Genomic DNA, 20,862 nt, shown 5'->3' on the forward strand with positions numbered 1-20,862 from the left:
ATAGTGTCTAAACAATGCAAAACGTATGATTGCAGCTATTCAGATAGGAACAATCGTAGGGACCGTTTTTACCCTTTTATATACCATCACTATCCTCGGATTAATTCTGGTTGTGATTCTGGAAAATCGAAATCCCTTAAAAACACTTTCCTGGGTGATTGTGCTCCTGTTTGCACCGGGTATTGGATTGATCTTTTATTTCTTCTTCGGACAAGATAACCGGAAGCAGCGAATCATCTCGCGCCGTATCTATAAACGCATCATGAAACGTCCGTTGGAAGGACAGCCTTCGCAGGATCGTTGTACGGTGCCCGATCAATATAAACCTTTAACCCATCTGTTGAGTAATAGCAGTCATTCGGCACTGCTTTATGGTAGCCGGCTTACCTCTTATTCGAGCGGTGATGAGAAATTCGACGATTTATTGATAGAAATCGATAAGGCTACCCATCATATCCATCTTCAATACTATATTTTCTGTGATGATGATATCGGAAACAAAGTGAAGGCGGCTTTAATAAAGAAAGCACGTGAAGGGGTAGAGGTGCGTGTGTTATATGATGATGTGGGGAGTTGGAATGTAAAACCTCAATTCTTTAAAGAGATGAAAGAGGCTGGGGTGGAGGTTTTTCCCTTCTTGAAAGTCGTATTTCCAATCTTTACCAGTAAAGTGAATTATCGGAATCACCGTAAAATAGTTGTCATTGACGGTCAGATCGGGTTTATCGGCGGAATGAATATTGCTGACCGTTATTGTAAAGGAACCTCTTGGGGAAATTGGCGAGATACCCATTTTAAGATAGAAGGAAAAGGGGTACATGGACTTCAATCCATTTTTATGATCGACTGGTATGTGATTAGTAAACAGCAGTTGAAAGGAAAGATTTACTATCCGCAGGCCACAATATATACGGAGAATATCATGCAGGTGGCAACCAGTGGGCCAGTCGGTCAGTGGCGGGTATTGTTACAGGCGACTGTTCACATGATTTCTATTGCCAAGAAATACATCTACATTCAAACGCCTTATTTTCTGCCTACGGAAGGATTGAATCAGGTATTGCAAACAGCAGCACTGGGGGGTGTTGATGTGCGTTTAATGCTTCCCAAGCGATCGGATACGCGTACAGCCAACATGGCCAGCCATTCTTATCTGGATGATATGATCAAAGCGGGGGTGAAGGTTTACTTTTATCAATTGGGTTTTTTACACGCTAAGCTGATCGTGAGTGATAATGCATTGACCTGTGTCGGATCAGCCAATATGGATTTTCGAAGTTTTGAGCATAATTTTGAAGTGAATGCCTATCTCTATGATCCGACTTTTGCTGTGCAGATGAAAAAAAGATTTTTCCATGATATGCAATATTGTGAAAGAGTCGTTCCAGCGAAATGGCTTAAACGTCCGATCACCCAACGTTTTGCAGAATCTTTTATGCGTTTGTTTTCTCCGCTTCTTTGATGAAGATACTGAAATTGACAGACCCATACTCTCTATGCTGGGAAAAGTAGGGTAATTCTGAGAAATCATAGGTCTTAGGGTGTTCCATGATCAAAATACCACCTTCGCAAAGCAGGTCTTTTTCAATGATAATCGTTGGTATTTGGGGTAACTCTTTGAGGTTATAAGGGGGGTCGGCAAAAATCAGATCGTAACTTTGAATAGATGCGTGCTGCAAAAAACGAAAAACATCTCCGCGGATTAACAACAAGTCGTCTGTTTTTAACTCCTGAGCGACTTTCTGGATAAAATTGGCGTGGGCATTTTTCATCTCTACGGTTGTCACCTGTCGACATCCCCGGGATAATAATTCAAAAGAGATACTTCCTGTGCCTCCGAAAAGATCTAATGCGTTGAGTCCTTCCAGATCGATCAGATTGCCGATCACATTAAAAATATTTTCTTTGGCAAAGTCGGTCGTAGGTCTTGCGCTGAAAGAGGAGGGGACAGAGAATCGCCTTCTTCCGTATTTGCCGCTTATAATTCGCATACGGATAAAGCAATTAAATCCATGGGAGCATGGGCTACCTCATTGCCTAACAAAAAGGCTTCCGAAGGTATTTCTACCGAATGGATATATTTGATATAGATTTCAAAGACTTTGGTCAATGTGTTGCACAGGTTGGGTTCTCCAAACAGAAACAGTTGGTCTTTGTCCTGATTGAATCCGATTTGTTTCCAAGCATATAATACATAGTATAATATCTCATTTCTCTGTTCCACGGAAAAGCTGTTTACGAAAAGCAATTTACCCTGTTCCACCCCAATGATATCGATCATTTTGTCGTGTAATACGACATACATATTGCGTTGTGGACTCGATAAACTCTCCTTTTTCCAATATGACAATAGAGGGGTAATATGATTGATAAACGTCGGTTTGATGAATGAGCGCGAACAGAATTCAAACACTTCATTATCCATACCGAAGAGTACCTCTTCTGATTTTTTGCCTTTCAATTTATTGTGCATACATCGTTTCTGCGGAGTAGAAAAGGGGAAGTTAAGCAACTCTTCTTTCCTTTTTTCATCATACAACTCCTCCGGCACAAGGGTGTATAATGGAGAAACATAGATGATGTTGATATGCTTATACATCCAGGTCAGAAAGTCGTGGGCGAAGAAAAATTCTTTTAAAGCGGACTCTATATTCTGGTCGCTGTTGAACTTCGTCTCCCTATAAAAGAAACTCCTTCCGACTGATGGTGAATAACCCGAAAAAGAAAGTCCATCCGAATCGAGTCGGATGGACACTATATAGTTTATCGAATTATCGATTGTCAACGTATCAGGAATGCTGATAGTCATCATAATTTGAATGGATTATTCCCAGTTTCCTGCGTTGTTGTTGATCTCTTCAAGAGAACCGACGCGTAATCCAGCATATTTACCTTGCTTTTCTGCCTTGTCGATCAGATTGTAACGCAACTGCGCATCCATTCCACGTAAGTAATCTTTGAATGCTACACCAGCTTCAAATACTTTAATCTGATAACCAGAACCTGAATACAGTGTGGCTGTGTCCATTGAGAACTGAATACGTTCGTCAGGAATACCAGGCACATAACGCATGTCGGCAACATTATAATTGGCATTAAACAAAGTATCTTTTGCAAGTACCCAGACAGTATCACGTTTGATCAAGCCTAGTTTTACAGCTTCCTGTTCAGTCATCCCTTTTTCAAGTTGCTCATCAGTCAAGTTTCCTTCTTTTCTTAAGAATGGAAGTTTTTCTTCATTCAGGAACTTGCCTAGTTCATCAAAATTAGCAGCATGTACTTTGTGGATATTTTTGTATTCGATCTGCGCTTTACGAATATCGATCAACCGTTCAATGATCGCATTATCCCGGGCGGTTTTTTCCTCATTGAACTCGATTGGACCCATAATGCTCCTGTAGCACATGTAAACAAGCAGAAAGACTGCAGCAACTAATAAGACTTTTAATGTAAGTTTCATGGTTTATATTGATTTTTAAATTTATTTCGTTCGGCAAATTTAAAAAAGAATCTTTAATACACTACTTTTATATCCAAAATTATTGCAAACAAAATGGGAAATAGTGATTTAATACGTCAAATATCTAAAAATTTTTCATATAAACCAACGCCTGACCAATCTGTCGCTCTCCATACGATCGCTGATTTCTTACTTACTCAGAGGAGCGAATCCTTACTTTTGTTGAAAGGATATGCCGGCACGGGCAAAACATCCCTTGTCGGTTCATTGGTCAAAACGCTGACTGAAATGAGGCAAAAAACCGTGTTGATGGCTCCGACAGGCAGGGCCGCTAAAGTTTTTGCCGGTTATGCCGGACATCAGGCGTTTACCATTCATAAGAAAATTTACAGGCAAAAGGCTTTCTCGAATGAATCAACCGGTTTTCAGCCGGCAGAAAATTTACATAAAGATACGCTTTTTATTGTCGATGAGGCCTCTATGATATCCAATGATGGGTTGGACTCTTTTCTTTTTGGGAGCGGACGTTTGTTGGATGATCTGATTCACTATGTCTATTCGGGTGAGAATTGCCGGTTGATACTGATGGGCGATGTCGCTCAATTGCCGCCGGTGCACCAAACGGAGAGTCCGGCGTTGAATATCGAGGTTTTGCGTGGTTATAATCTTCATGTAATAGAAATTACATTAACTCAGATTGTTCGTCAGGCAGAAAATTCGGGGATCTTATACCATGCCACATGTTTGCGCGAAGCACTACGTAATCAACAGGTAGAGAGTTATCCCGCGTTGTTTACAAGCCGATTTGAGGATATGCGTAAAGTCTCCGGTGAAGAACTGATCGAAGAGATCTCTACGATGTATAGCCGGGATGGGGTAGAAGAGACGATGGTTATAACCCGTTCGAATAAACGGGCAACAATATACAATAACGGTATACGTAACCGCATCTTATGGCGGGAGGAGGAACTCTCTTCCGGAGATCGTCTGATGATTGCTAAAAACAATTATTTCTGGACCGAAAAATCGAAAGAGATCGATTTTATGGCCAATGGTGAAATTGTAGAAGTGTTACGTGTCAAGCGAACCCAGGAATTGTATGGCTTTAAGTTTGCGGATGTGATCGTTCGTTTCCCGGATTATGAACTGGAGATGGATATTCAGATTCTTTTAGATGCCCTGCAGACAGATACACCCGCTTTACCGAAAGCGTTGAATGATCAACTATTTTATGCCATTTTTGAAGATTATGAAGATGTCCCGACCAAACGGGAGAAGATGCAAAAAATGAAAACAGACCCTTATTATAATGCCGTGCAGGTGAAGTATGCGTATGCCGTCACCTGCCACAAAGCACAAGGCGGACAATGGATGAATGTATTCTTGGATATTGGCTATATGACGGAAGAAATGCTGGGCGAAGATTTCTATCGGTGGTTGTACACCGCTTTTACCCGTGCAACTCATCGCTTATATTTAGTGAATCTTCCGGAGGCATTTGAAGCGAATTAACGCGCACACTTTGCTCTTACTCTTTCTTCACCACCAAAGAGAAGATGGAAGGCTATCCTGGAAAAAACCAGAATGATATGCAGCCATCGTTGATGTTTATGCATCTTTTATGGTATAAAGCATTAGAAGAACCAATGATTACCCACTTAGATAAATTCCCAATGAAAGTATTTCGTCTAGCCGTACTCTCCTTTGTATTGATTGGATTCACAAGTTGTGATAAAGAACGCATGCATATCTCTTCTGGTAGAGGAGAAATCGATGGAGAAAAATATAAATATCAATCAACTATTTTGAGCCAAATTATGGCGCCAGACCCTTATGAAGCCTATCTTTATAAAGCGGGTGATCTATTTGTATTCCAAACCGGAGATATCATTTTTACACCGGCAAATAAAAGGTCTGATAGCCCGAATTTTCTGATTTCATTAGCTTTATCCGGCACTCAGGAGTTTGTTGTCGGGGGAAAATATACTATTACAGGCAACGGAAAGACGGGAAAGGATTATAGGTCGGGTTGTTACGTTAATCGCTATTGGTGGGTCGATGGGATCTCTTGTAACGAATGGCATAGGTATGGGGTTGGATACATAGAATTTACCCGTGTAGACAAAGAAAATGGGTGGGTGGAATGTCTTTTTGAGTTTGAGATCCCGGCGACTGATCTATATGATAGATGGATCGCAAAAGGAAATTTTAAATTATATACGGAGATATTACTCTGAATGGTTTCGATTGTAGATAATAATCGTAAATAGAATCAATCAATAGAAAAACCAACACGATCCATCGGTTTTTCTGTCTCTTTTCGAACTCTTTTTTGTAACACCTACCATTGTTTTCTGTTACACCTACGTCTGTTTTCTGTTAGAGGTACGTCTAAATCGATTTAGAGGTAGGTGTAAATCCGTTTAGAGGTACGTCTAAAATAATTTAGAGGTACCTCTAACAGAAAAGTGCTGCAAACCGTATTAATAAACCAATGGGCGACTTGAACTATTGATGGGAATGAATCGTGCAAATCTAATCGTTTTTATGCGATGTTTTTGCTGTAATGAGATACTCTCCTGTTGCCTGTTTAGATATGTATATCGATTGAATTTCATAGGATGAGCTTGGATGTAAAATGGCGTTTTCTATTTGATATTTAAAGCTACAATCCGCTCTCAGCTTACGGTTTGACACGATTTGATCCAGGAGGGTTAAAAAGTGAAATGTGAAATTAGAAATGACTTTTTTATGCACAATATCACGTTTTTTACGTGATAGAATGAAAAATACTTTGAAAAATGCTTTGTAACTAAGACAAATTGCCTATCTTTGCTCGTCCATACAAGGACTAAATTTGATTTTAAAAATTTAATTCTATAGTATATTTATTTATAGAGACCACCTTAACTAACTTTTTCTTTTTGTTTAAAACGGTTAAATGTAGAAACGGCCAGGTGTGAACCTCGCCGTTTTCTTTTTATATGGATATGTTGTAAAAAAAGTCTTAATAGGTATGCTCGCTCTCTTTCATCTCTTTGCTGTTGATTTTTCTTAGATCCAACGCTCTCCAGACATAAAAAATATAGGCAAGAACGAATGGGATCAACAGAGATACCCATCCCATTGTTTGTAATGTAAACAGGCTGGAGGAACTGTTTTGTATCGTTAGTGAACTCTGCAGATCAACCACCGAAGGATAATAGGCTGTATTGTTCCATCCGGCACATAATAGGAGTGCCAATACCGTAAGAACCGTACCTGTTCCAGCAAACCAGATCCCTTTTTTCCAGGTTTTTATATAAATAGTACGTCCAATGCCAAAAAGCACACCGACGACACCGATCAATAACGTTGCCAATACAACAGGCATTTCAATGAGGTTGATCAGGTATTTATATTTCTGCATGAAGATCTCTCCTGTTTCCGGATGTACGGCAAAACCTTGAGCGAATAATAAATGAATCAGGAAGGTCAGGAAAAAGAGAAGAAACAAACCTGTTTCAATCAACAGCTGTTTTCTACTTCTGGCTTGAATCTCTTCGTCATCGATATTATTCATAAAATAGAGTAGAGCCAATACGCGTGCCAGGAAAAAGACGGCCAAGCCCAGGCATACGTTCCAAAAGACTAACACGGCTTCCAGTCCGTGCCAAGGGCTGGCCCAGGTCGAAATAACCGGCATGGCCAGCTCTGTTAACTGTGCTTTGTTGACGTAGAATTCTGCTCCGCTGAAAAAAGTCCCGACTGCAGTTCCCAGTAAAATAGGGCCAGCGATTCCATTTATTAAAAGGAATATCTGATAGGTTTTTTTGCCTAGGAGGTTTCCTTTTTTTGCTTGATATTCATAAGATACGGCCTGTATCACAAAACATAAAAGGATCAGAATCCAGACCCAGTATGCGCCTCCGAAACTGGTGGAGTAAAATAAAGGGAAGGAGGCAAAAAAGGCGCCTCCGAATGTCACCAGGGTGGTGAATGTAAATTCCCATTTGCGTCCGGTTGAATTTAGAAGCATCTTTTGTTGTAACTCTGTTTTGCCAATTGTAAACAATAATGATTGTCCTCCCTGCACAAAAAGCAGGAACACGAGAAGTGCTCCAAGTAACGAGACCAGAAACCACCAGTAATGTTGTAAAAATATATATGTAGTATCCATAACAAATGTATTTAATAAGGTTGATTTTCGACAGGCTCGTCTTCACTTGGCCCACTTTTGATTGCTTTGATCATAATGCCTACTTCTGCGATTAAGAGGATCGTAAATAAAATCAGAAACAGGAAAAATGTTAATTGGACAGCAGATGTCTCCAGTTTAGAGATGGAAGCGCTTGTCGGTAATATGTCCTGGATAGCCCACGGCTGGCGGCCTACTTCAGCGACAACCCATCCGGCTTGTCCGGCGATATAGGCGAACGGGATTGACCATAAGCAAATGTATTGCAGCCAACGCGCTTCTTTGAATTTCTGTTTATGGGTCCAGAGATAAGTGAGAAGAAACAATAGGATGAAGAATCCACCTAACAGAACCATAATGCGGAAGGCGTAAAATGTTAATGGGACGTTGGGTATCAACTCTACCGGATTTTTAATATATCCATAACCGAAATATGGAAAGTTTTCTTCCAATACAATACGGTGTTGTTGCGCAAGCGTTTCGTTTTTTTCATTTTTGGCTTTACGATAGTCTGCTAATGCTTTTATCGCCAGTTTTCCTCGCATTATTTTTTCATTGGCGGATAACGCTGTTTGCCCGTCATTGGTGGTATATCCTCCTGCGATAAGATTATTGATCCCTGGAACATAGGCCTGTAGATCGCGTTCTGCCAGATAGGACAATAGTTTAGGGATCTGGATATTGAATATGAAAGGATCGACTTTGTCATTCGCATTCGTTTTTGCAGGGTTTAACAAGCCGATGGCCACCAGTCCGGCCTCTTTTTCCCCTTCATATAATCCTTCCATGGCTGCCAGTTTCATCGGTTGTTTTTGAGCCACCTGATAAGCCGAGCCGTCACCGGTCCAAAGAAGAAGCAGCGAGGCCACTAAACCGAATATTGAGCTGATTTTGATACTGGCTAATGAGAACTCAATGTTTCTTTTCTTCAATAGATACCAACTGCTAACTCCGATCACAAACACTGCTCCTACAACCCATCCTGAAAGGACGCTATGAAAAAATTTGTTGATCGCTACCGGAGATAAAGCAACTGCCCAGAAATCGAACATTTCATTTCTTACGGTATCGGGATTGAATGCCATACCGACCGGATATTGCATCCAGGCATTTGCAACCAGTATCCAATATGCCGAGAGCGTAGCTCCGACTATTGTCAGCCAGGTTGCGGTCAGGTGGAAACCTTTGCTCACTTTATTCCATCCAAAGAACATAACGGCAATAAATGTAGCTTCCATAAAAAAAGCCAGAATACCTTCTATGGCTAACGGAGCGCCAAAGATGTCTCCTACAAACCAGCTGTAGTTCGACCAGTTTGTGCCGAATTCAAATTCGAGAATCAAGCCTGTCGCTACTCCGATGGCAAAATTAATCCCGAATAGTTTCATCCAGAATTGAGCGCTGGTTTTCCAGAACTCTTTTCCGGTTTTGTAATAAATCGTTTCCATAATGGCTTGGATTACACCAAGTCCTAAGGTGAGTGGAACAAATAACCAATGGTACATTGCTGTCAGCGCAAATTGCGCCCTCGACCAGTCAATTAATGAGGTTTCGATACTTTCAATCATAATATAGTGTGTTTTAAGGTGTAATAGCACGTTGAACCAGTTCGCTGGAGACATACTCTTCTTTTTCCGACCGGTTGTCGAACTGACCTAAGAAGTTAGGGAAGAAAAATAAGCGGAGGATAAAAAACATAATAAACAACTTGATCAAAATAATGATCCATAGTGTTTTACCTAAAGTCATCTCTTTAAAACCGTCGAGATAAAAATGATAAACACGTATTAAAAAAGAGCCCTTTTTCATGTGTTGTCTTTTTATAATAATAACAGTAGCTTATGGCGAATAGTTTGTTCTTAAAAAGACAAACTTAGCCAATTATACACAAGCATAATTATCTTGCCTATAAATATTCTTTATAGAGATATAGAAAAAATCTATGAAAGGGGATAATACTTTTGCTCTAAGGTTTTGATCTCTTTTTAAAGTGTAGGGGAGGGGTTAATCTTCTTCGGAGTCGAAGTCGAAGTCAAAATCAAAGCCATCGTCAAAAAAATCGGGACCGGTAAACTGTTCCAGATCTCTGCGGTCTTTTTTTGTGGGTCGACCCATCCCTTTGTTGCGGTTGACAAAACCGGAGATCCGATTCATCTCCAGAATTTCATATTGATCTGCTGTAGTGACGTTTTCCAGATATTCGGCAACCAACTTTGCTCCCATGCGACGTTCGGTCAACGCCAATACTTTAAATGAAAAAGTGATCGGTGGTTTGCGTACCTGAATGATTTCACCCACTTTAATCATGCGTGAAGCTTTCGCTGTCACGCCTCCGATCATGATGCGTCCTTTTTTGCAGGCTTCAACTGCAATCGTGCGGCTTTTAAATACACGGGTGGCCCACAACCATTTATCGATACGAACTTCGTTCATTTCAAATTCAGTCTTTATTGTTATATTGATTCATGGTAAACTGAATACCTGAAAGGCAAAAACTTTTGATGATCTCCACAGCACGGTCTACTTTTTCAGGCATAACTGCCAACTCTTCCGGGTCAAATTGCCCCAATACATATTCTACTTGTCCGCCTCTTGGAAAGTAATCACCGACTCCGAATCTTAAACGGGTGTATTCCTGTGTGCCGAGAATCTGTTGAATGTTTTTCAGCCCGTTATGCCCGGCATCACTCCCTTTGGGTTTTAACCGTAAAACACCAAACGGTAAGGCGATATCATCTACAATAACCAGTAAATTTTCGACAGGGATATTTTCTTTCTGCAACCAGTACCGAACAGCATTTCCGCTTAAATTCATAAAGGTGTTCGGTTTCAATACCACCAATTCTTTATTTTTAACACGCATACGTGCAACAGCACCGTATCGTTCTTCGGAAAAAAAGTGCCCACTATCTTCCACCAGTTTGTTGACGACACGAAAACCGATATTATGACGTGTCCCCCAGTATTGTGAGCCTATGTTGCCTAGCCCTGTTATCAGATATTTCATCCTGTTATCAGATAAAGAAAGGGGACTATTCGTAATGAATAGAGCCCCTTTATAGATACATTATAATGTATATTTTTAATCCAATGAAACTTATTTACCAGCAGCAGCAGCGGCAGCAGCTCCACGAGCAGCACGTGTCAACTGAACGGTACAAACGACTGCATTCTTTGCGTTCATCAGTTCAAGTCCTTCAAAAGTCAATTCGCCAACCTGCATAGACTTTCCTAATCCGAGGTTATCTACATTGATAATCAATTTCTCTGGCAGATTGTTATACAGAGCTTTCACTCTTAGTTTACGCATACGCAGTGTCAATTTACCCCCGGCTTTTACCCCTTCGGCATATCCTTGTAGAGCAACAGGCACTTCAATAACTACCGGTTTGTCTGCAGAGATTTCCTGGAAGTCCATATGCAACAACTCGTCTGTTACCGGTTGGAATTGCATATCTTTGACGATCGCCATTCTTTTTTTGCCATCGATTTCAAGATCTACCAGATGGACTTCCGGAGTGTAAATAAGACCACGAACAGCATCGCTGGTGATACTGAAATGAACGACCTCATTTCCTCCGTAAAGTACGGCAGGTAATTCTTTGTTTTTACGCAGAGATTTGAGCGATCTTTTCTGAGCAGAAGAACGTGCTTCGATGGCTCTTGATTTTCCTTTTAATTCAAATACTTTCATTTTTCTTTCTTTTGTGTTACTAAAAATTAGATGCTTCCTAATTTCCCATCACACGGTACGGGGCTAAAAAGCGGTGCAAAGATATTGCATTTATTTCTAACAGCAAAAAGTTGATTGCGGATTTCCCGTTTTATCTTTTGCCTTTTCGCTGATTTTGTTGTTTTTGTAATTGCTCTTGCTGCATCTTCTGCGCATCTTCCAACCGTTTCATGAAACCTGATTTCTTCATCGGTTTCTTCTTGTTGGCTTCTAACTTAGCCAGTAATTTATCCTCATTGATAAAGAAACGGAAAGAGAGCGTTTGAATAATCGTTATTAATGTCGAGATGAAATAATAAAACGTCAATCCCGAAGCATACTGATTAAAGAAGATCAGGAACATCAAGGGCATCATATACATCATCATCTTCATACCCGGCATCTGTTGTTGTCCGGTATTTGTCATCTCCATATTATACTTCGTGTAGAAGATGTTGGTGATGGTCATAAGCAGACAGAACAGACTGATGTGATTCCCGAAATAGGGCGTGATGATCGGTATATACGCATCCCAGCTAAAGATGGCATCGTATGTTGAAAGGTCTTTCGCCCAAAGGAAACTCTCATGACGAAGTTCTATCGCAGAGGGGAAAAACATGAAAAGAGCGATCAAAATTGGCATCTGTAATAACATCGGCAAACATCCGCTCATCGGACTGGCTCCGGCTCTGCTATAAAGTTCCATGGTCGCTTTTTGGCGTTCCATCGCCTTCTCCTGACCCGGATATTTCTCATTGATCTCTTCTACCTGTGGACGAAGTACGCGCATTTTGGCCGAAGAGATATACGATTTATAAGTCATAGGGAAAATGACGATCTTAACGATTATAGTCAATAAGAAGATAATCAGTCCGTAATTATTGAGATAACGGCCGAGGAAATCAAATATCGGGAGAACGAAATATTGGTTGATCCAACGGAAAAGACTTGCTCCCAATGAAATCATTCGTTCAAGGTCGAGTTGCTGATCAGAAGAGACCCCTTTATCATAGGATCTTAATAACGCATAATGGTTAGGGCCGAAATAGAAACGAAGATCGCTCGTGTTACGTCCCTGGATATCGAATGGAATGGAAGTCGTAGCCTTATACCTTTTCAGATAACCGTCAGCTGTCAGTAGTTTGGAATCCAATGTCGTTGCTTCAAATTCACTCTCAGCAATCAGTACCGTAGAGAAAAACATATCTTTAAAACCGATCCATTTAAGACGGTTTGAAATCTGTTTGCTATCATTTTTTCCTTCACTCAGGTTATCGACATCGTCTGCTACATATTTATAATATAATGCGGCATAACGATCTTCGAATTTACGTCCTTTTTCCTGTTGGCGGATATCTTGTTCCCAGACAAGGTCAAGGGCATTGGTACTGGGCGCAAGCACACCGTTCATGCCGACACTTTTAATGGAGAATGCCATCATATAATCTTCCGGCTGCAGGTGGTATGTAAAATCGATGTAAGTTTTGTCGTCTGTATTCAACCGCATGGTCACCGAATGAGGGTCATCCCCTTTAATCGGAATAAAATAAAGATCTTTGGTGTTTAGTACACGGTTGTTGGCAGTCACTAATGTGAAATCAAAAACCATCTCTTTTTCATCAAAAAGAACCAACGGACTGCCGTCGTATGTATCATATTCTTTCAGACGGGCATAAGAAACGTGCCCTCCTTTATTACTGATACGCACCTCTACCAACTCATTCTCCAGCACGGTATAGCCGTCTGTTCCCGACATCGCATGGGCAAATACGCCGAAATTTGTTTGCAGCTGTGCCAACTGAGTGGAGTCGGATAATGCGGGATCATGCTCTGCAAAAGAATCTCTCTTTTCTTTATTTTGAACCTCTGTCTGTTGCAGATATTCGATTCGTGCGATAGAGTCTTGATAACGATGTTGAGCCTCTAATTGCTCAGGTGTGGGTTGATTGAACCAGCTAAACGCAAATAAAACGATTCCAATAAGCAAAAAGCCTAAAATTGTATTTTTATCCATTTACTGCACTTTGTTTTTTTTGTTTTCGATGGCCGCTTTGATGAAACTAAGAAATAGTGGATTGGGGTTGACGACCGTACTGTTGTATTCCGGATGGTATTGTACGCCTACAAACCATTTTAAAGTCGGGATTTCAACCACTTCAACCAAGTCGGTATCCGGATTCACACCCGTACATTTCATGCCGGCTTCTTCGTATTTGTTTTTGTATTCATTATTAAACTCAAACCGGTGACGGTGACGCTCCTGTATCAACTCTTTGTCATACGCTTCGTATGTTTTAGAGCCTTTTTTTAAGAGGCAGTCATAAGCGCCCAGTCGCATGGAACCGCCCATATATGTGACATTCTTTTGTTCTTCCATCAGATCGATCACTTTATAGGGTGTTTGAAGTTCCATCTCCGTGGAGTTGGCCTCAGCTAATCCAAGCACATTACGGGCAAATTCGATCACCATGCATTGCATACCCAGACAGATCCCTAAACAAGGAACATCATTCTCGCGGGCATATTTAATCGCTGCAAATTTTCCATCGATCCCCCGTTGTCCAAACCCCGGAGCAATCAGTATTGCGTCCATGCCTTTAAGCATTTCAGCAGCATTTTCATTGTTCAATTTCTCAGAATGAATGGAGTGTAAATCCAATTTATGATGATTGTAAATGGCCGCTTGCAATAGCGATTCATCGATCGATTTATAAGCATCCTGCAACTCGACATATTTTCCGACTAACCCGATCTTGACACTATCTTTAGCGGATAATTTCAGATCAAGAAACTCTCGCCATTGTTTCATGTCAGAGTTGGTGTTTGTATCCAAACCGACTTTGCGTAGAATAATCTCATCCATCTTTTGACGTTGAAGAACAAGCGGAACTTCGTAAATCGTCGGCATATCAATCGATTGCATTACCGAATCTTCCGCAACATTACAGAACAGAGCTACTTTGCGAAGCAGGTCTGAACGCAGTTCCCGTTCGGTGCGCAATACTAATACATCCGGTTGAATACCCAACTCCTGTAATTGTTTAACAGAATGTTGTGTCGGTTTGGTCTTATATTCTTTAGCGGCAGAGATGTAAGGCACATAAGTCAGGTGTACACACAGGCAATTTTTCCCCAGTTCCCATTTCAGCTGACGAACACTCTCTATATAAGGGAGCGATTCAATATCGCCTACTGTTCCTCCGATTTCGGTAATGACAAAATCAAACTTATACTTACTTCCTAATAATTTGACATTCCGTTTTATCTCGTCGGTGATATGCGGAATAACCTGTACGGTTTTTCCTAAATAATCTCCTTTGCGTTCTTTGTTGATAACGTTTTGGTAAATGCGTCCTGTTGTAATGTTGTTGTCGCGTGTTGTCTGGACGTTTAGGAAACGTTCGTAGTGTCCTAAATCCAGATCGGCTTCATGACCATCGACAGTGACATAACATTCCCCATGTTCATAGGGGTTTAATGTACCCGGGTCGACGTTGATGTATGGATCGAATTTTTGAATGGTCACCTTGTATCCCCTTGCCTGAAGGAGTTTTCCCAGTGAGGCTGAAACGATTCCTTTTCCTAATGAAGAGACAACTCCGCCTGTTACGAAAATATATTTAGTATCTGCCACGTTAATAATATTTTAACATTCTTTCAATAAGCTTATTTGAATCAAAACTGCAAAGTTAATTATTTTCGTTCAGACCACATAATGCCATAACGTTATTTAAGGGAGTAAAAATGTTGAATGTGAAGATTAAGCATTTAACCGGTCAACCGTTTTGACTCCTTTTACCGCCTGAATTTTTTTTATTAGAGTTGACAGCGCCTTTGTATCATCAATGATCACCGTGAGTGTTCCCTGAAACACTCCATCCATGGAATCGACCGACATGGAGCGAAGTTTAGTTTTTGCCTCTTTGCCGATAACCGATGTGATATTTGTCACAATACCAATATCATCCCGTCCGGTGACCCGCAATGTTACCACATATCCGCTATCCCCTTTTCCGCTCCATTTAGCTTCGATGATACGATAACCGAACCGGCTGCGCATTTCGGCTGCATTCGGACAATTCATCCGGTGTATCTTAATGACTTGCGAAGTCACAAAACCGAATATCTCATCGCCAAAGATCGGATTACAACATTTGGCCAGTTTATAATCGATACCGGTCACATTCCTGTCGATTACCAACACATCTTTTCCTGCCGACAGTTCTTCGATTTCCGTGGTGGTCATAAATTCCCCGGCACTTCGTGTTTCCGAGTGATCGTTTGCTTCCGATTCTTTCCGGATCAATTCCAGATATTCATCTATGACCTGGTTGGGTTCCAGTTTCTCTTCTCCCAGATCCACATAGAAGTCGGTAATCGTTTTATATCCTTTTCTCTTGATATAGCGCATCAAAGATGCTTCTTCCATTTCAATCTTCCTGTTTTTCAACCGGCGTTGAAGCATCTCTTTGGCAATATCGGCCACTTTGGTGTCCTCTTCCCGTAAAGCCTGTCTGATTTTAGTGCGTGCTTTAGAGGTGATTGCAATATTCAACCAGTCGCGTTTGGGCGATTGATTCGGAGCAGTGACAACGGAGACGGTGTCTCCGTTATTTAACACATATTTTATCGGTACATTTTTCCCGTTTACCTTGGCTGAAACACATTTACTTCCCAAACCGGTATGTATCAAAAAGGCAAAATCGAGGATAGTAGCACCAGCCGGTAGTTTTTTTACTTCACCGTTGGGTGTAAAGACATAGATCTCATCCTTAAACAGATCCATTTTGAATTGCTTCATAAGATCCATCGGATCGGTCTCTTTAGATTCCAGTGTGGCTCTGACATTTGTCAGGAAATCGTCCAGTCCCGCATCCTCTTTTACCCCTTTGTATTTCCAGTGTGCCGCCAACCCTTTCTCGGCAATTTCATCCATCCGTTGTGTTCTGATCTGAACTTCCACCCAACGATTCTGAGGCCCCATCACTGTGATATGCAAACTTTCATATCCATTGGTTTTTGGTATGGAAATCCAATCCTTCATCCGGTTCGGATTCGGTTGATACATATCGGTAATAATGGAATAGACATGCCAACACTCTGCACGTTCTTTTTCACGTTCCGGTGGCGAGTCTAGGATGACACGAATCGCAAAAAGATCGTAGATATTCTCGAAGTCGATTTTTTGCTTTTTCAGTTTATTATTGATCGAATGGATCGATTTTGTACGCCCTTTAATATCGAAGCGAAGACCTGTCTTTTTTAATTTTTCCTCAATCGGGGCGATGAACTGAGCGATGTAAATATCGCGTGAACTCTTTGTCTCGTTCAGCTTCTTCTTGATAAATGCAAACTGATCGGGATCGAGGTATTTCAGTGAAAGGTCTTCCAGCTCACTTTTTATTTTATACAGCCCTAACCGATGTGCCAGAGGAGCATATAGGTAGGAGGCTTCTGTGGCCAACCGGATCCGGTCTTCTTCTTGTTTCAGATTTTTACCCAGTCGCATCAGGCAGGTACGATCGGCAATCATCAACAGGATCACCCGCACATCCTCGGCGAAAGAAAAGAGCAGATGATGAAAATTCTCCGAATCAATAGCCGTATTGCGTGCATAAAGATCAGACGTCTTAAGCAAACGTTGCAGGATAAGAACCACATCTTCATCGAACACCTTTTTGACCTCTTCCAGGGAGATCATTTTTTTCATGACCGGACGATAGAGTAGAAGCGCTATAATCGGAGTCCTTTTCAAGCCAATTTCACCCGATGCGATCAATGCGGTGTCTATATTTCGAAGCAGTCCGTTGATCCCGTTCCGATCCCGGCCATAACAATCCAACGATACGGCTTTGCGCATCATCGTTTTCATTTTGTTGACATCTTCTTTTTCAAGAAAAAAATCAAGCTGGTGTAATAATTGGCGGTATTTAGAGAAAAACGCTTTTTTTTCTTCTGTTGTAAAGAATGCCTCTGTTGCCATAGTCCTAATTTTTACAGTTACACAGGGGATGTCGCTTTGTAAAACATGCTGTAAAATTACGTTTTTTCATGGAGATTTGGACGGATTATAGGGTATTTTTATACATTTGTATGATTCATGAAACTTTAGCCTTATTGAAAAACAAATTATTACTTAAAATCACAAACTATGTTGACTGTAAATGATTCAAAACAATTGGCAGATAAAGGGATTTCAACCGAGCAGATAGAGCGCCAACTGGCTTCTTTCCGCGTAGGTTTTCCCTACCTCGATGTGATAGCGTCTGCTTCGACAGAAAAAGGGATTATGACTGTCCCCCAAACAGATCGGGCTGTTTATATGGAAGCATGGGATCACTATTTGGAGAAAAACCGGAAGATTGTCAAATTTGTTCCGGCCTCAGGAGCCGCCAGCAGAATGTTTAAGGATCTGTATGCGTTTCTGGCTGCTGATTACGACTTGCCTGAAACCACTTTCGAACGGACTTTTTTTGATCATATCACCCACTTTGCTTTTTATAATGCGTTAAATATTAAATGTCGTGAGAATGAAAAAAAAGATATCCCGGCATTAATCGCAGCTGGCCGACATAAAGCCATTATTCAAAACCTATTGGAGCCGAAAGGACTGAACTACGGCCAACTACCGAAAGGGCTATTGTTGTTTCATACATACCCTGAAAGAGTACGCACAGCCATGGAAGAACATCTGTCGGAAGGGGCGATGTATGCCAAGAACCAGCTGGGCGAAGTGAATATTCATTTTACGGTATCTCCTGAACACCAACCACTCTTTGAAAGTCTGATGGAAAAGAAGAAAGAGGGGTACGAATATAAATTTTCCGTTGCTTATAATGTATCGTTTAGTGTGCAGAAACCGAATACCGATACCATTGCAGTAGATACGCAAAATGAACCCTTTCGTGAAGCCGACGGGAGTTTACTGTTCCGTCCCGGCGGACATGGTGCGCTGATTGAAAACCTGAATGACATAGATGCGGATGTGATCTTTATTAAGAACATTGACAATGTTGTTCCTGACAGTTTTAAGTCGTCAACGGTTATTTATAAAAAACTGATCGCTGGTATCTTAGTCTCTTTACAGCAGAGAATATTTGCTTATCTGGAACTGATCGAGAGTGGAAAGTATTCACATACACAGATTGAAGAAATGATTCATTTTCTACAGCAGGAGTTGTGTGTGCGGAATCCGGAAATCAAATACCTGGAAGATGCCGAACTGATCTTGTATATCAAACGTAAATTACAACGTCCCTTGCGCGTGTGCGGAATGGTAAAGAATGTAGGCGAACCGGGAGGAGGCCCTTTTCTGGCTGTCAATGCCGACAATACCATCTCACTCCAGATTCTTGAAAGTTCGCAGATCGATATGAATGTCCCTGAAAAGAAAATCTTGTTCGAGCAAGGCACACATTTTAATCCGGTCGACTTAGTCTGTGCCGTCAAGGATCATAAAGGGAACAAATACCATCTGCCGGACTACGTGGACAAAAATACCGGTTTTATTTCTTTGAAAAGCAAGGACGGACGCGAACTGAAAGCGTTAGAACTGCCCGGTCTGTGGAATGGGGCGATGAGCGACTGGAATACAGTTTTTGTGGAAGTGCCGATCGAAACCTTTAATCCGGTCAAAACTGTCAATGATTTGCTGAGGCGCGAGCATCAATAACAAACAGAGCCTTTCGAACGATTTTGACATTTTAGTCCTTTCTTTGAATAACTTTTGTCTCAAAACGAAAAACCAAACACAATTTGATTTTGATTTGGAATAAATAGATTTTCGATCTGAAAGTCTGTCAAATTTCATCAAAAACTCCCTTTAAAAAGGCGGTCTATGTGCAACTTAACACAGAGATTCTCTGTTATTTTGTATTACTGCTTAGAAAAGCTATTGCTTTTTCTAAAATGAACATTCATAAGGAATACCCGGGCATGGGAATGTCTGGGTATTTATTTGTCCGAACCTTTGCGTATTAAAAAATAAGGCGGTATAAGATATAAAAACAGAAAAGCAGTTTTAAACCTGTGCCGAGCAAAAATCCGGTAAAGGCTCCAAAGGCCGCTTTAAGTGCACTGCCGGCCGACTGACGGGCAAAGATCCATTCACCGACGAATGCGCCAAGCAACATACCGAACAACATACCGATAGGAGTCAGAAAAATACCGGCAATCATACCGATAACGGATCCTGCGGTGGCATAATTTGAGCCTCCGGTTTTCTTGGTTATCATAGGCGGCAGAATATGATCCAGCAAGCTGACAACAAGCATAAAAAGACCACTCCATATCAAGAAAGAGGGTGAATACTCCTTGTAGCTGCTCCAATGAGCCAGCCATACAGCCAGGTAAGCCAATGGGGGGCCGGGAATAGCGGGTAATATCGACCCGCCTATTCCAACGACGACCAGTATAAATGCGACGATATATAATAAAATATCCATTAAAACAGTTTTTCCGGATATTCACCGGCTTCCACCAATGCCTTGATTTTGTCGACAACGCTCTGACGGTCTTCAGCATAAGTTACTCCGAACCATTTGGAGGTGGTATCCAATACTTTAACTTTGGCTTTTCCCGTAGTGATCAATTCGTTTACCATCAGCGGAATATAATACTCACTTTTCAGATTGTGCATCTGCTGTTTCAGGAATGTTTTGAAAAAATCTTCCGAGTAGTCGAAATATTCAGGCGTAAATCCCCACATATTCATAGAGACCGGTCTGTTTTCATCCAAGATAACGGTCTGTCCATGTTCATCTGTAAATTGTATTTTATCGTTGATTCGCTGAATAGCTGTTCGTTCGACAACTTCTGTCAGATAACCTTCACTATTTGTCTCACAAACGCCCCTGGCAACCGAGCCACTTTCACTCAGCGTATTCCCCACACGATAGCCCACCATGCAATACGTATTCTTTGTGCCGGCCATTTCTTTTAGCTGCCGTCCTAAAACGGCAAAACTGTCACGACCATAAAAATCATCCGCATTGATAACAGCAAACGGCTCGTGGATTACCGACTTGCCCATCAGTACGGCATGATTGGTGCCCCACGGTTTTTCGCGTCCTTCCGGTAAAGAAAATCCTTCCGGTAACGCATCCAGTTCCTGGAAGACCACTTCTACAGGAAGAAGATTTTCATATTTTGAAATTATTTTTTCACGGAAATCTTTTTCAAACGACTGACGGATCACAAAAACCAACTTCCCGAATCCGCCACGGATCGCATCAAAAATGGAATAATCCATAATCGTCTCCCCGTTAGGGCCAAGTCCGTCTAACTGTTTTAATCCTCCGTAGCGGCTTCCCATACCGGCAGCCAACATAAATAATGTAGGTTTCATAGGTCTTATAAATTAGCGTATACATTTTAACGTGGGCAAAAGTAATAAATAGTTGACGCTTTAACCGCTTCTGGTGAATAAATGATGAAAATCAGGAGTTAAAATAGGGTGAGTCGAGTTGGGTTTAACTACAGAAGAGGATATTGTTTTAAAAATAAGCCAAACAA

At 41.2% G+C, this 20,862-nt stretch carries 18 protein-coding genes; 4 read left to right on the forward strand and 14 right to left on the reverse strand.

All coding sequences use genetic code 11. From position 1 onward, the window contains the following. Positions 1–25 precede the first annotated feature (25 nt). Positions 26–1,462, forward strand: a complete 1,437-nt coding sequence (cls, locus tag M2135_RS03700) for a cardiolipin synthase (protein ID WP_280747253.1) — start codon at positions 26–28, stop codon at positions 1,460–1,462. On the opposite strand, the gene M2135_RS03705 is transcribed toward cls, so the two are convergent. Genes M2135_RS03705 through M2135_RS03715 form a run of 3 tightly spaced genes read right to left on the reverse strand, consistent with a single transcriptional unit; the run spans position 1,434 to position 3,460 of the window. Beyond that, the gene (locus M2135_RS03705; RefSeq protein ID WP_280747254.1) at positions 1,434–1,991 is read right to left on the reverse strand and encodes an RsmD family RNA methyltransferase; all 558 of its coding nucleotides are present in this window, start codon (positions 1,989–1,991) and stop codon (positions 1,434–1,436) included. The genes cls and M2135_RS03705 overlap by 29 nt on opposite strands. Further along, positions 1,979–2,812, reverse strand: a complete 834-nt coding sequence (locus M2135_RS03710) for a DUF3822 family protein (RefSeq protein WP_280747255.1) — start codon at positions 2,810–2,812, stop codon at positions 1,979–1,981. Before M2135_RS03710 ends, M2135_RS03705 begins: the two co-directional genes overlap by 13 nt. A gap of 12 nt (positions 2,813–2,824) precedes the next feature. After that, positions 2,825–3,460, reverse strand: coding sequence for a hypothetical protein (locus tag M2135_RS03715; RefSeq protein ID WP_280747256.1), 636 nt, complete (start codon positions 3,458–3,460; stop codon positions 2,825–2,827). 93 nt (positions 3,461–3,553) lie between these two features. On the opposite strand from M2135_RS03715, the gene M2135_RS03720 reads away from it, so the two are divergent. Both M2135_RS03720 and M2135_RS03725 read left to right on the forward strand, forming a co-directional pair. Next, complete coding sequence (locus tag M2135_RS03720; protein ID WP_280747257.1) at positions 3,554–4,972, forward strand: AAA family ATPase; 1,419 nt, start codon at positions 3,554–3,556, stop codon at positions 4,970–4,972. A 44-nt stretch (positions 4,973–5,016) separates the two neighbouring features. Further along, positions 5,017–5,697: a hypothetical protein gene (locus M2135_RS03725; protein ID WP_280747258.1), complete on the forward strand. Its 681-nt coding sequence runs from the start codon at positions 5,017–5,019 to the stop codon at positions 5,695–5,697. 770 nt (positions 5,698–6,467) lie between these two features. Here the strand turns inward: M2135_RS03725 and M2135_RS03730 are convergent. The 9 genes from M2135_RS03730 to M2135_RS03770 form a co-directional block, all read right to left on the reverse strand. Continuing rightward, complete coding sequence (locus M2135_RS03730) at positions 6,468–7,619, reverse strand: cytochrome d ubiquinol oxidase subunit II (RefSeq protein WP_280747259.1); 1,152 nt, start codon at positions 7,617–7,619, stop codon at positions 6,468–6,470. 11 nt (positions 7,620–7,630) lie between these two features. After that, complete coding sequence (locus tag M2135_RS03735) at positions 7,631–9,205, reverse strand: cytochrome ubiquinol oxidase subunit I (protein ID WP_280747260.1); 1,575 nt, start codon at positions 9,203–9,205, stop codon at positions 7,631–7,633. Between the two features lie 13 nt (positions 9,206–9,218). After that, complete coding sequence (locus tag M2135_RS03740) at positions 9,219–9,446, reverse strand: DUF4492 domain-containing protein (RefSeq protein ID WP_280747261.1); 228 nt, start codon at positions 9,444–9,446, stop codon at positions 9,219–9,221. Positions 9,447–9,641: 195 nt separating this feature from the next. Continuing rightward, positions 9,642–10,070 carry an RNA-binding S4 domain-containing protein gene (locus M2135_RS03745; RefSeq protein WP_280747262.1) on the reverse strand — a complete coding sequence of 143 codons (429 nt, stop codon included), beginning with the start codon at positions 10,068–10,070 and terminating at the stop codon, positions 9,642–9,644. Positions 10,071–10,077: 7 nt separating this feature from the next. Beyond that, positions 10,078–10,644 carry an aminoacyl-tRNA hydrolase gene (gene pth / locus M2135_RS03750; RefSeq protein ID WP_280747263.1) on the reverse strand — a complete coding sequence of 189 codons (567 nt, stop codon included), beginning with the start codon at positions 10,642–10,644 and terminating at the stop codon, positions 10,078–10,080. A gap of 90 nt (positions 10,645–10,734) precedes the next feature. Continuing rightward, entirely contained in the window at positions 10,735–11,331 is a 597-nt protein-coding gene (locus M2135_RS03755; protein WP_280747264.1) for a 50S ribosomal protein L25/general stress protein Ctc, read from the reverse strand. Between the two features lie 130 nt (positions 11,332–11,461). Beyond that, the gene (gene yidC, locus M2135_RS03760; RefSeq protein ID WP_280747265.1) at positions 11,462–13,363 is read right to left on the reverse strand and encodes a membrane protein insertase YidC; all 1,902 of its coding nucleotides are present in this window, start codon (positions 13,361–13,363) and stop codon (positions 11,462–11,464) included. Further along, positions 13,364–14,983 carry a CTP synthase gene (locus M2135_RS03765; RefSeq protein ID WP_280747266.1) on the reverse strand — a complete coding sequence of 540 codons (1,620 nt, stop codon included), beginning with the start codon at positions 14,981–14,983 and terminating at the stop codon, positions 13,364–13,366. A 126-nt stretch (positions 14,984–15,109) separates the two neighbouring features. Beyond that, positions 15,110–17,332, reverse strand: coding sequence for a TGS domain-containing protein (locus tag M2135_RS03770; protein WP_280747267.1), 2,223 nt, complete (start codon positions 17,330–17,332; stop codon positions 15,110–15,112). Between the two features lie 168 nt (positions 17,333–17,500). Between M2135_RS03770 and M2135_RS03775 the strand changes: the two genes are divergently transcribed. Continuing rightward, positions 17,501–19,021 carry a DUF4301 family protein gene (locus M2135_RS03775; RefSeq protein ID WP_280747268.1) on the forward strand — a complete coding sequence of 507 codons (1,521 nt, stop codon included), beginning with the start codon at positions 17,501–17,503 and terminating at the stop codon, positions 19,019–19,021. A 304-nt stretch (positions 19,022–19,325) separates the two neighbouring features. On the opposite strand, the gene M2135_RS03780 is transcribed toward M2135_RS03775, so the two are convergent. Both M2135_RS03780 and M2135_RS03785 read right to left on the reverse strand, forming a co-directional pair. After that, the gene (locus M2135_RS03780) at positions 19,326–19,793 is read right to left on the reverse strand and encodes a DUF456 domain-containing protein (protein WP_280747269.1); all 468 of its coding nucleotides are present in this window, start codon (positions 19,791–19,793) and stop codon (positions 19,326–19,328) included. After that, entirely contained in the window at positions 19,793–20,695 is a 903-nt protein-coding gene (locus M2135_RS03785) for a nucleotidyltransferase (RefSeq protein WP_280747270.1), read from the reverse strand. The genes M2135_RS03780 and M2135_RS03785 overlap by 1 nt, the downstream gene beginning before the upstream one ends. Positions 20,696–20,862: the final 167 nt, after the last annotated feature.

The organism is Parabacteroides sp. PF5-9 (assembly GCF_029893105.1).
GTDB lineage: Bacteria > Bacteroidota > Bacteroidia > Bacteroidales > Tannerellaceae > JARXWG01.

What these genes read in the sequence shown, in the direction of transcription:
- cls (WP_280747253.1), top strand. Translation starts at nt 26, where the DNA reads ATGATTGCAGCTATTCAGATAGGAACAATCGTAGGGACCGTTTTTACC.
- M2135_RS03705 (WP_280747254.1), bottom strand. Translation starts at nt 1,991, where the DNA reads ATGCGAATTATAAGCGGCAAATACGGAAGAAGGCGATTCTCTGTCCCC.
- M2135_RS03710 (WP_280747255.1), bottom strand. Translation starts at nt 2,812, where the DNA reads ATGATGACTATCAGCATTCCTGATACGTTGACAATCGATAATTCGATA.
- M2135_RS03715 (WP_280747256.1), bottom strand. Translation starts at nt 3,460, where the DNA reads ATGAAACTTACATTAAAAGTCTTATTAGTTGCTGCAGTCTTTCTGCTT.
- M2135_RS03720 (WP_280747257.1), top strand. Translation starts at nt 3,554, where the DNA reads ATGGGAAATAGTGATTTAATACGTCAAATATCTAAAAATTTTTCATAT.
- M2135_RS03725 (WP_280747258.1), top strand. Translation starts at nt 5,017, where the DNA reads ATGGAAGGCTATCCTGGAAAAAACCAGAATGATATGCAGCCATCGTTG.
- M2135_RS03730 (WP_280747259.1), bottom strand. Translation starts at nt 7,619, where the DNA reads ATGGATACTACATATATATTTTTACAACATTACTGGTGGTTTCTGGTC.
- M2135_RS03735 (WP_280747260.1), bottom strand. Translation starts at nt 9,205, where the DNA reads ATGATTGAAAGTATCGAAACCTCATTAATTGACTGGTCGAGGGCGCAA.
- M2135_RS03740 (WP_280747261.1), bottom strand. Translation starts at nt 9,446, where the DNA reads ATGAAAAAGGGCTCTTTTTTAATACGTGTTTATCATTTTTATCTCGAC.
- M2135_RS03745 (WP_280747262.1), bottom strand. Translation starts at nt 10,070, where the DNA reads ATGAACGAAGTTCGTATCGATAAATGGTTGTGGGCCACCCGTGTATTT.
- pth (WP_280747263.1), bottom strand. Translation starts at nt 10,644, where the DNA reads ATGAAATATCTGATAACAGGGCTAGGCAACATAGGCTCACAATACTGG.
- M2135_RS03755 (WP_280747264.1), bottom strand. Translation starts at nt 11,331, where the DNA reads ATGAAAGTATTTGAATTAAAAGGAAAATCAAGAGCCATCGAAGCACGT.
- yidC (WP_280747265.1), bottom strand. Translation starts at nt 13,363, where the DNA reads ATGGATAAAAATACAATTTTAGGCTTTTTGCTTATTGGAATCGTTTTA.
- M2135_RS03770 (WP_280747267.1), bottom strand. Translation starts at nt 17,332, where the DNA reads ATGGCAACAGAGGCATTCTTTACAACAGAAGAAAAAAAAGCGTTTTTC.
- M2135_RS03775 (WP_280747268.1), top strand. Translation starts at nt 17,501, where the DNA reads ATGTTGACTGTAAATGATTCAAAACAATTGGCAGATAAAGGGATTTCA.
- M2135_RS03780 (WP_280747269.1), bottom strand. Translation starts at nt 19,793, where the DNA reads ATGGATATTTTATTATATATCGTCGCATTTATACTGGTCGTCGTTGGA.
- M2135_RS03785 (WP_280747270.1), bottom strand. Translation starts at nt 20,695, where the DNA reads ATGAAACCTACATTATTTATGTTGGCTGCCGGTATGGGAAGCCGCTAC.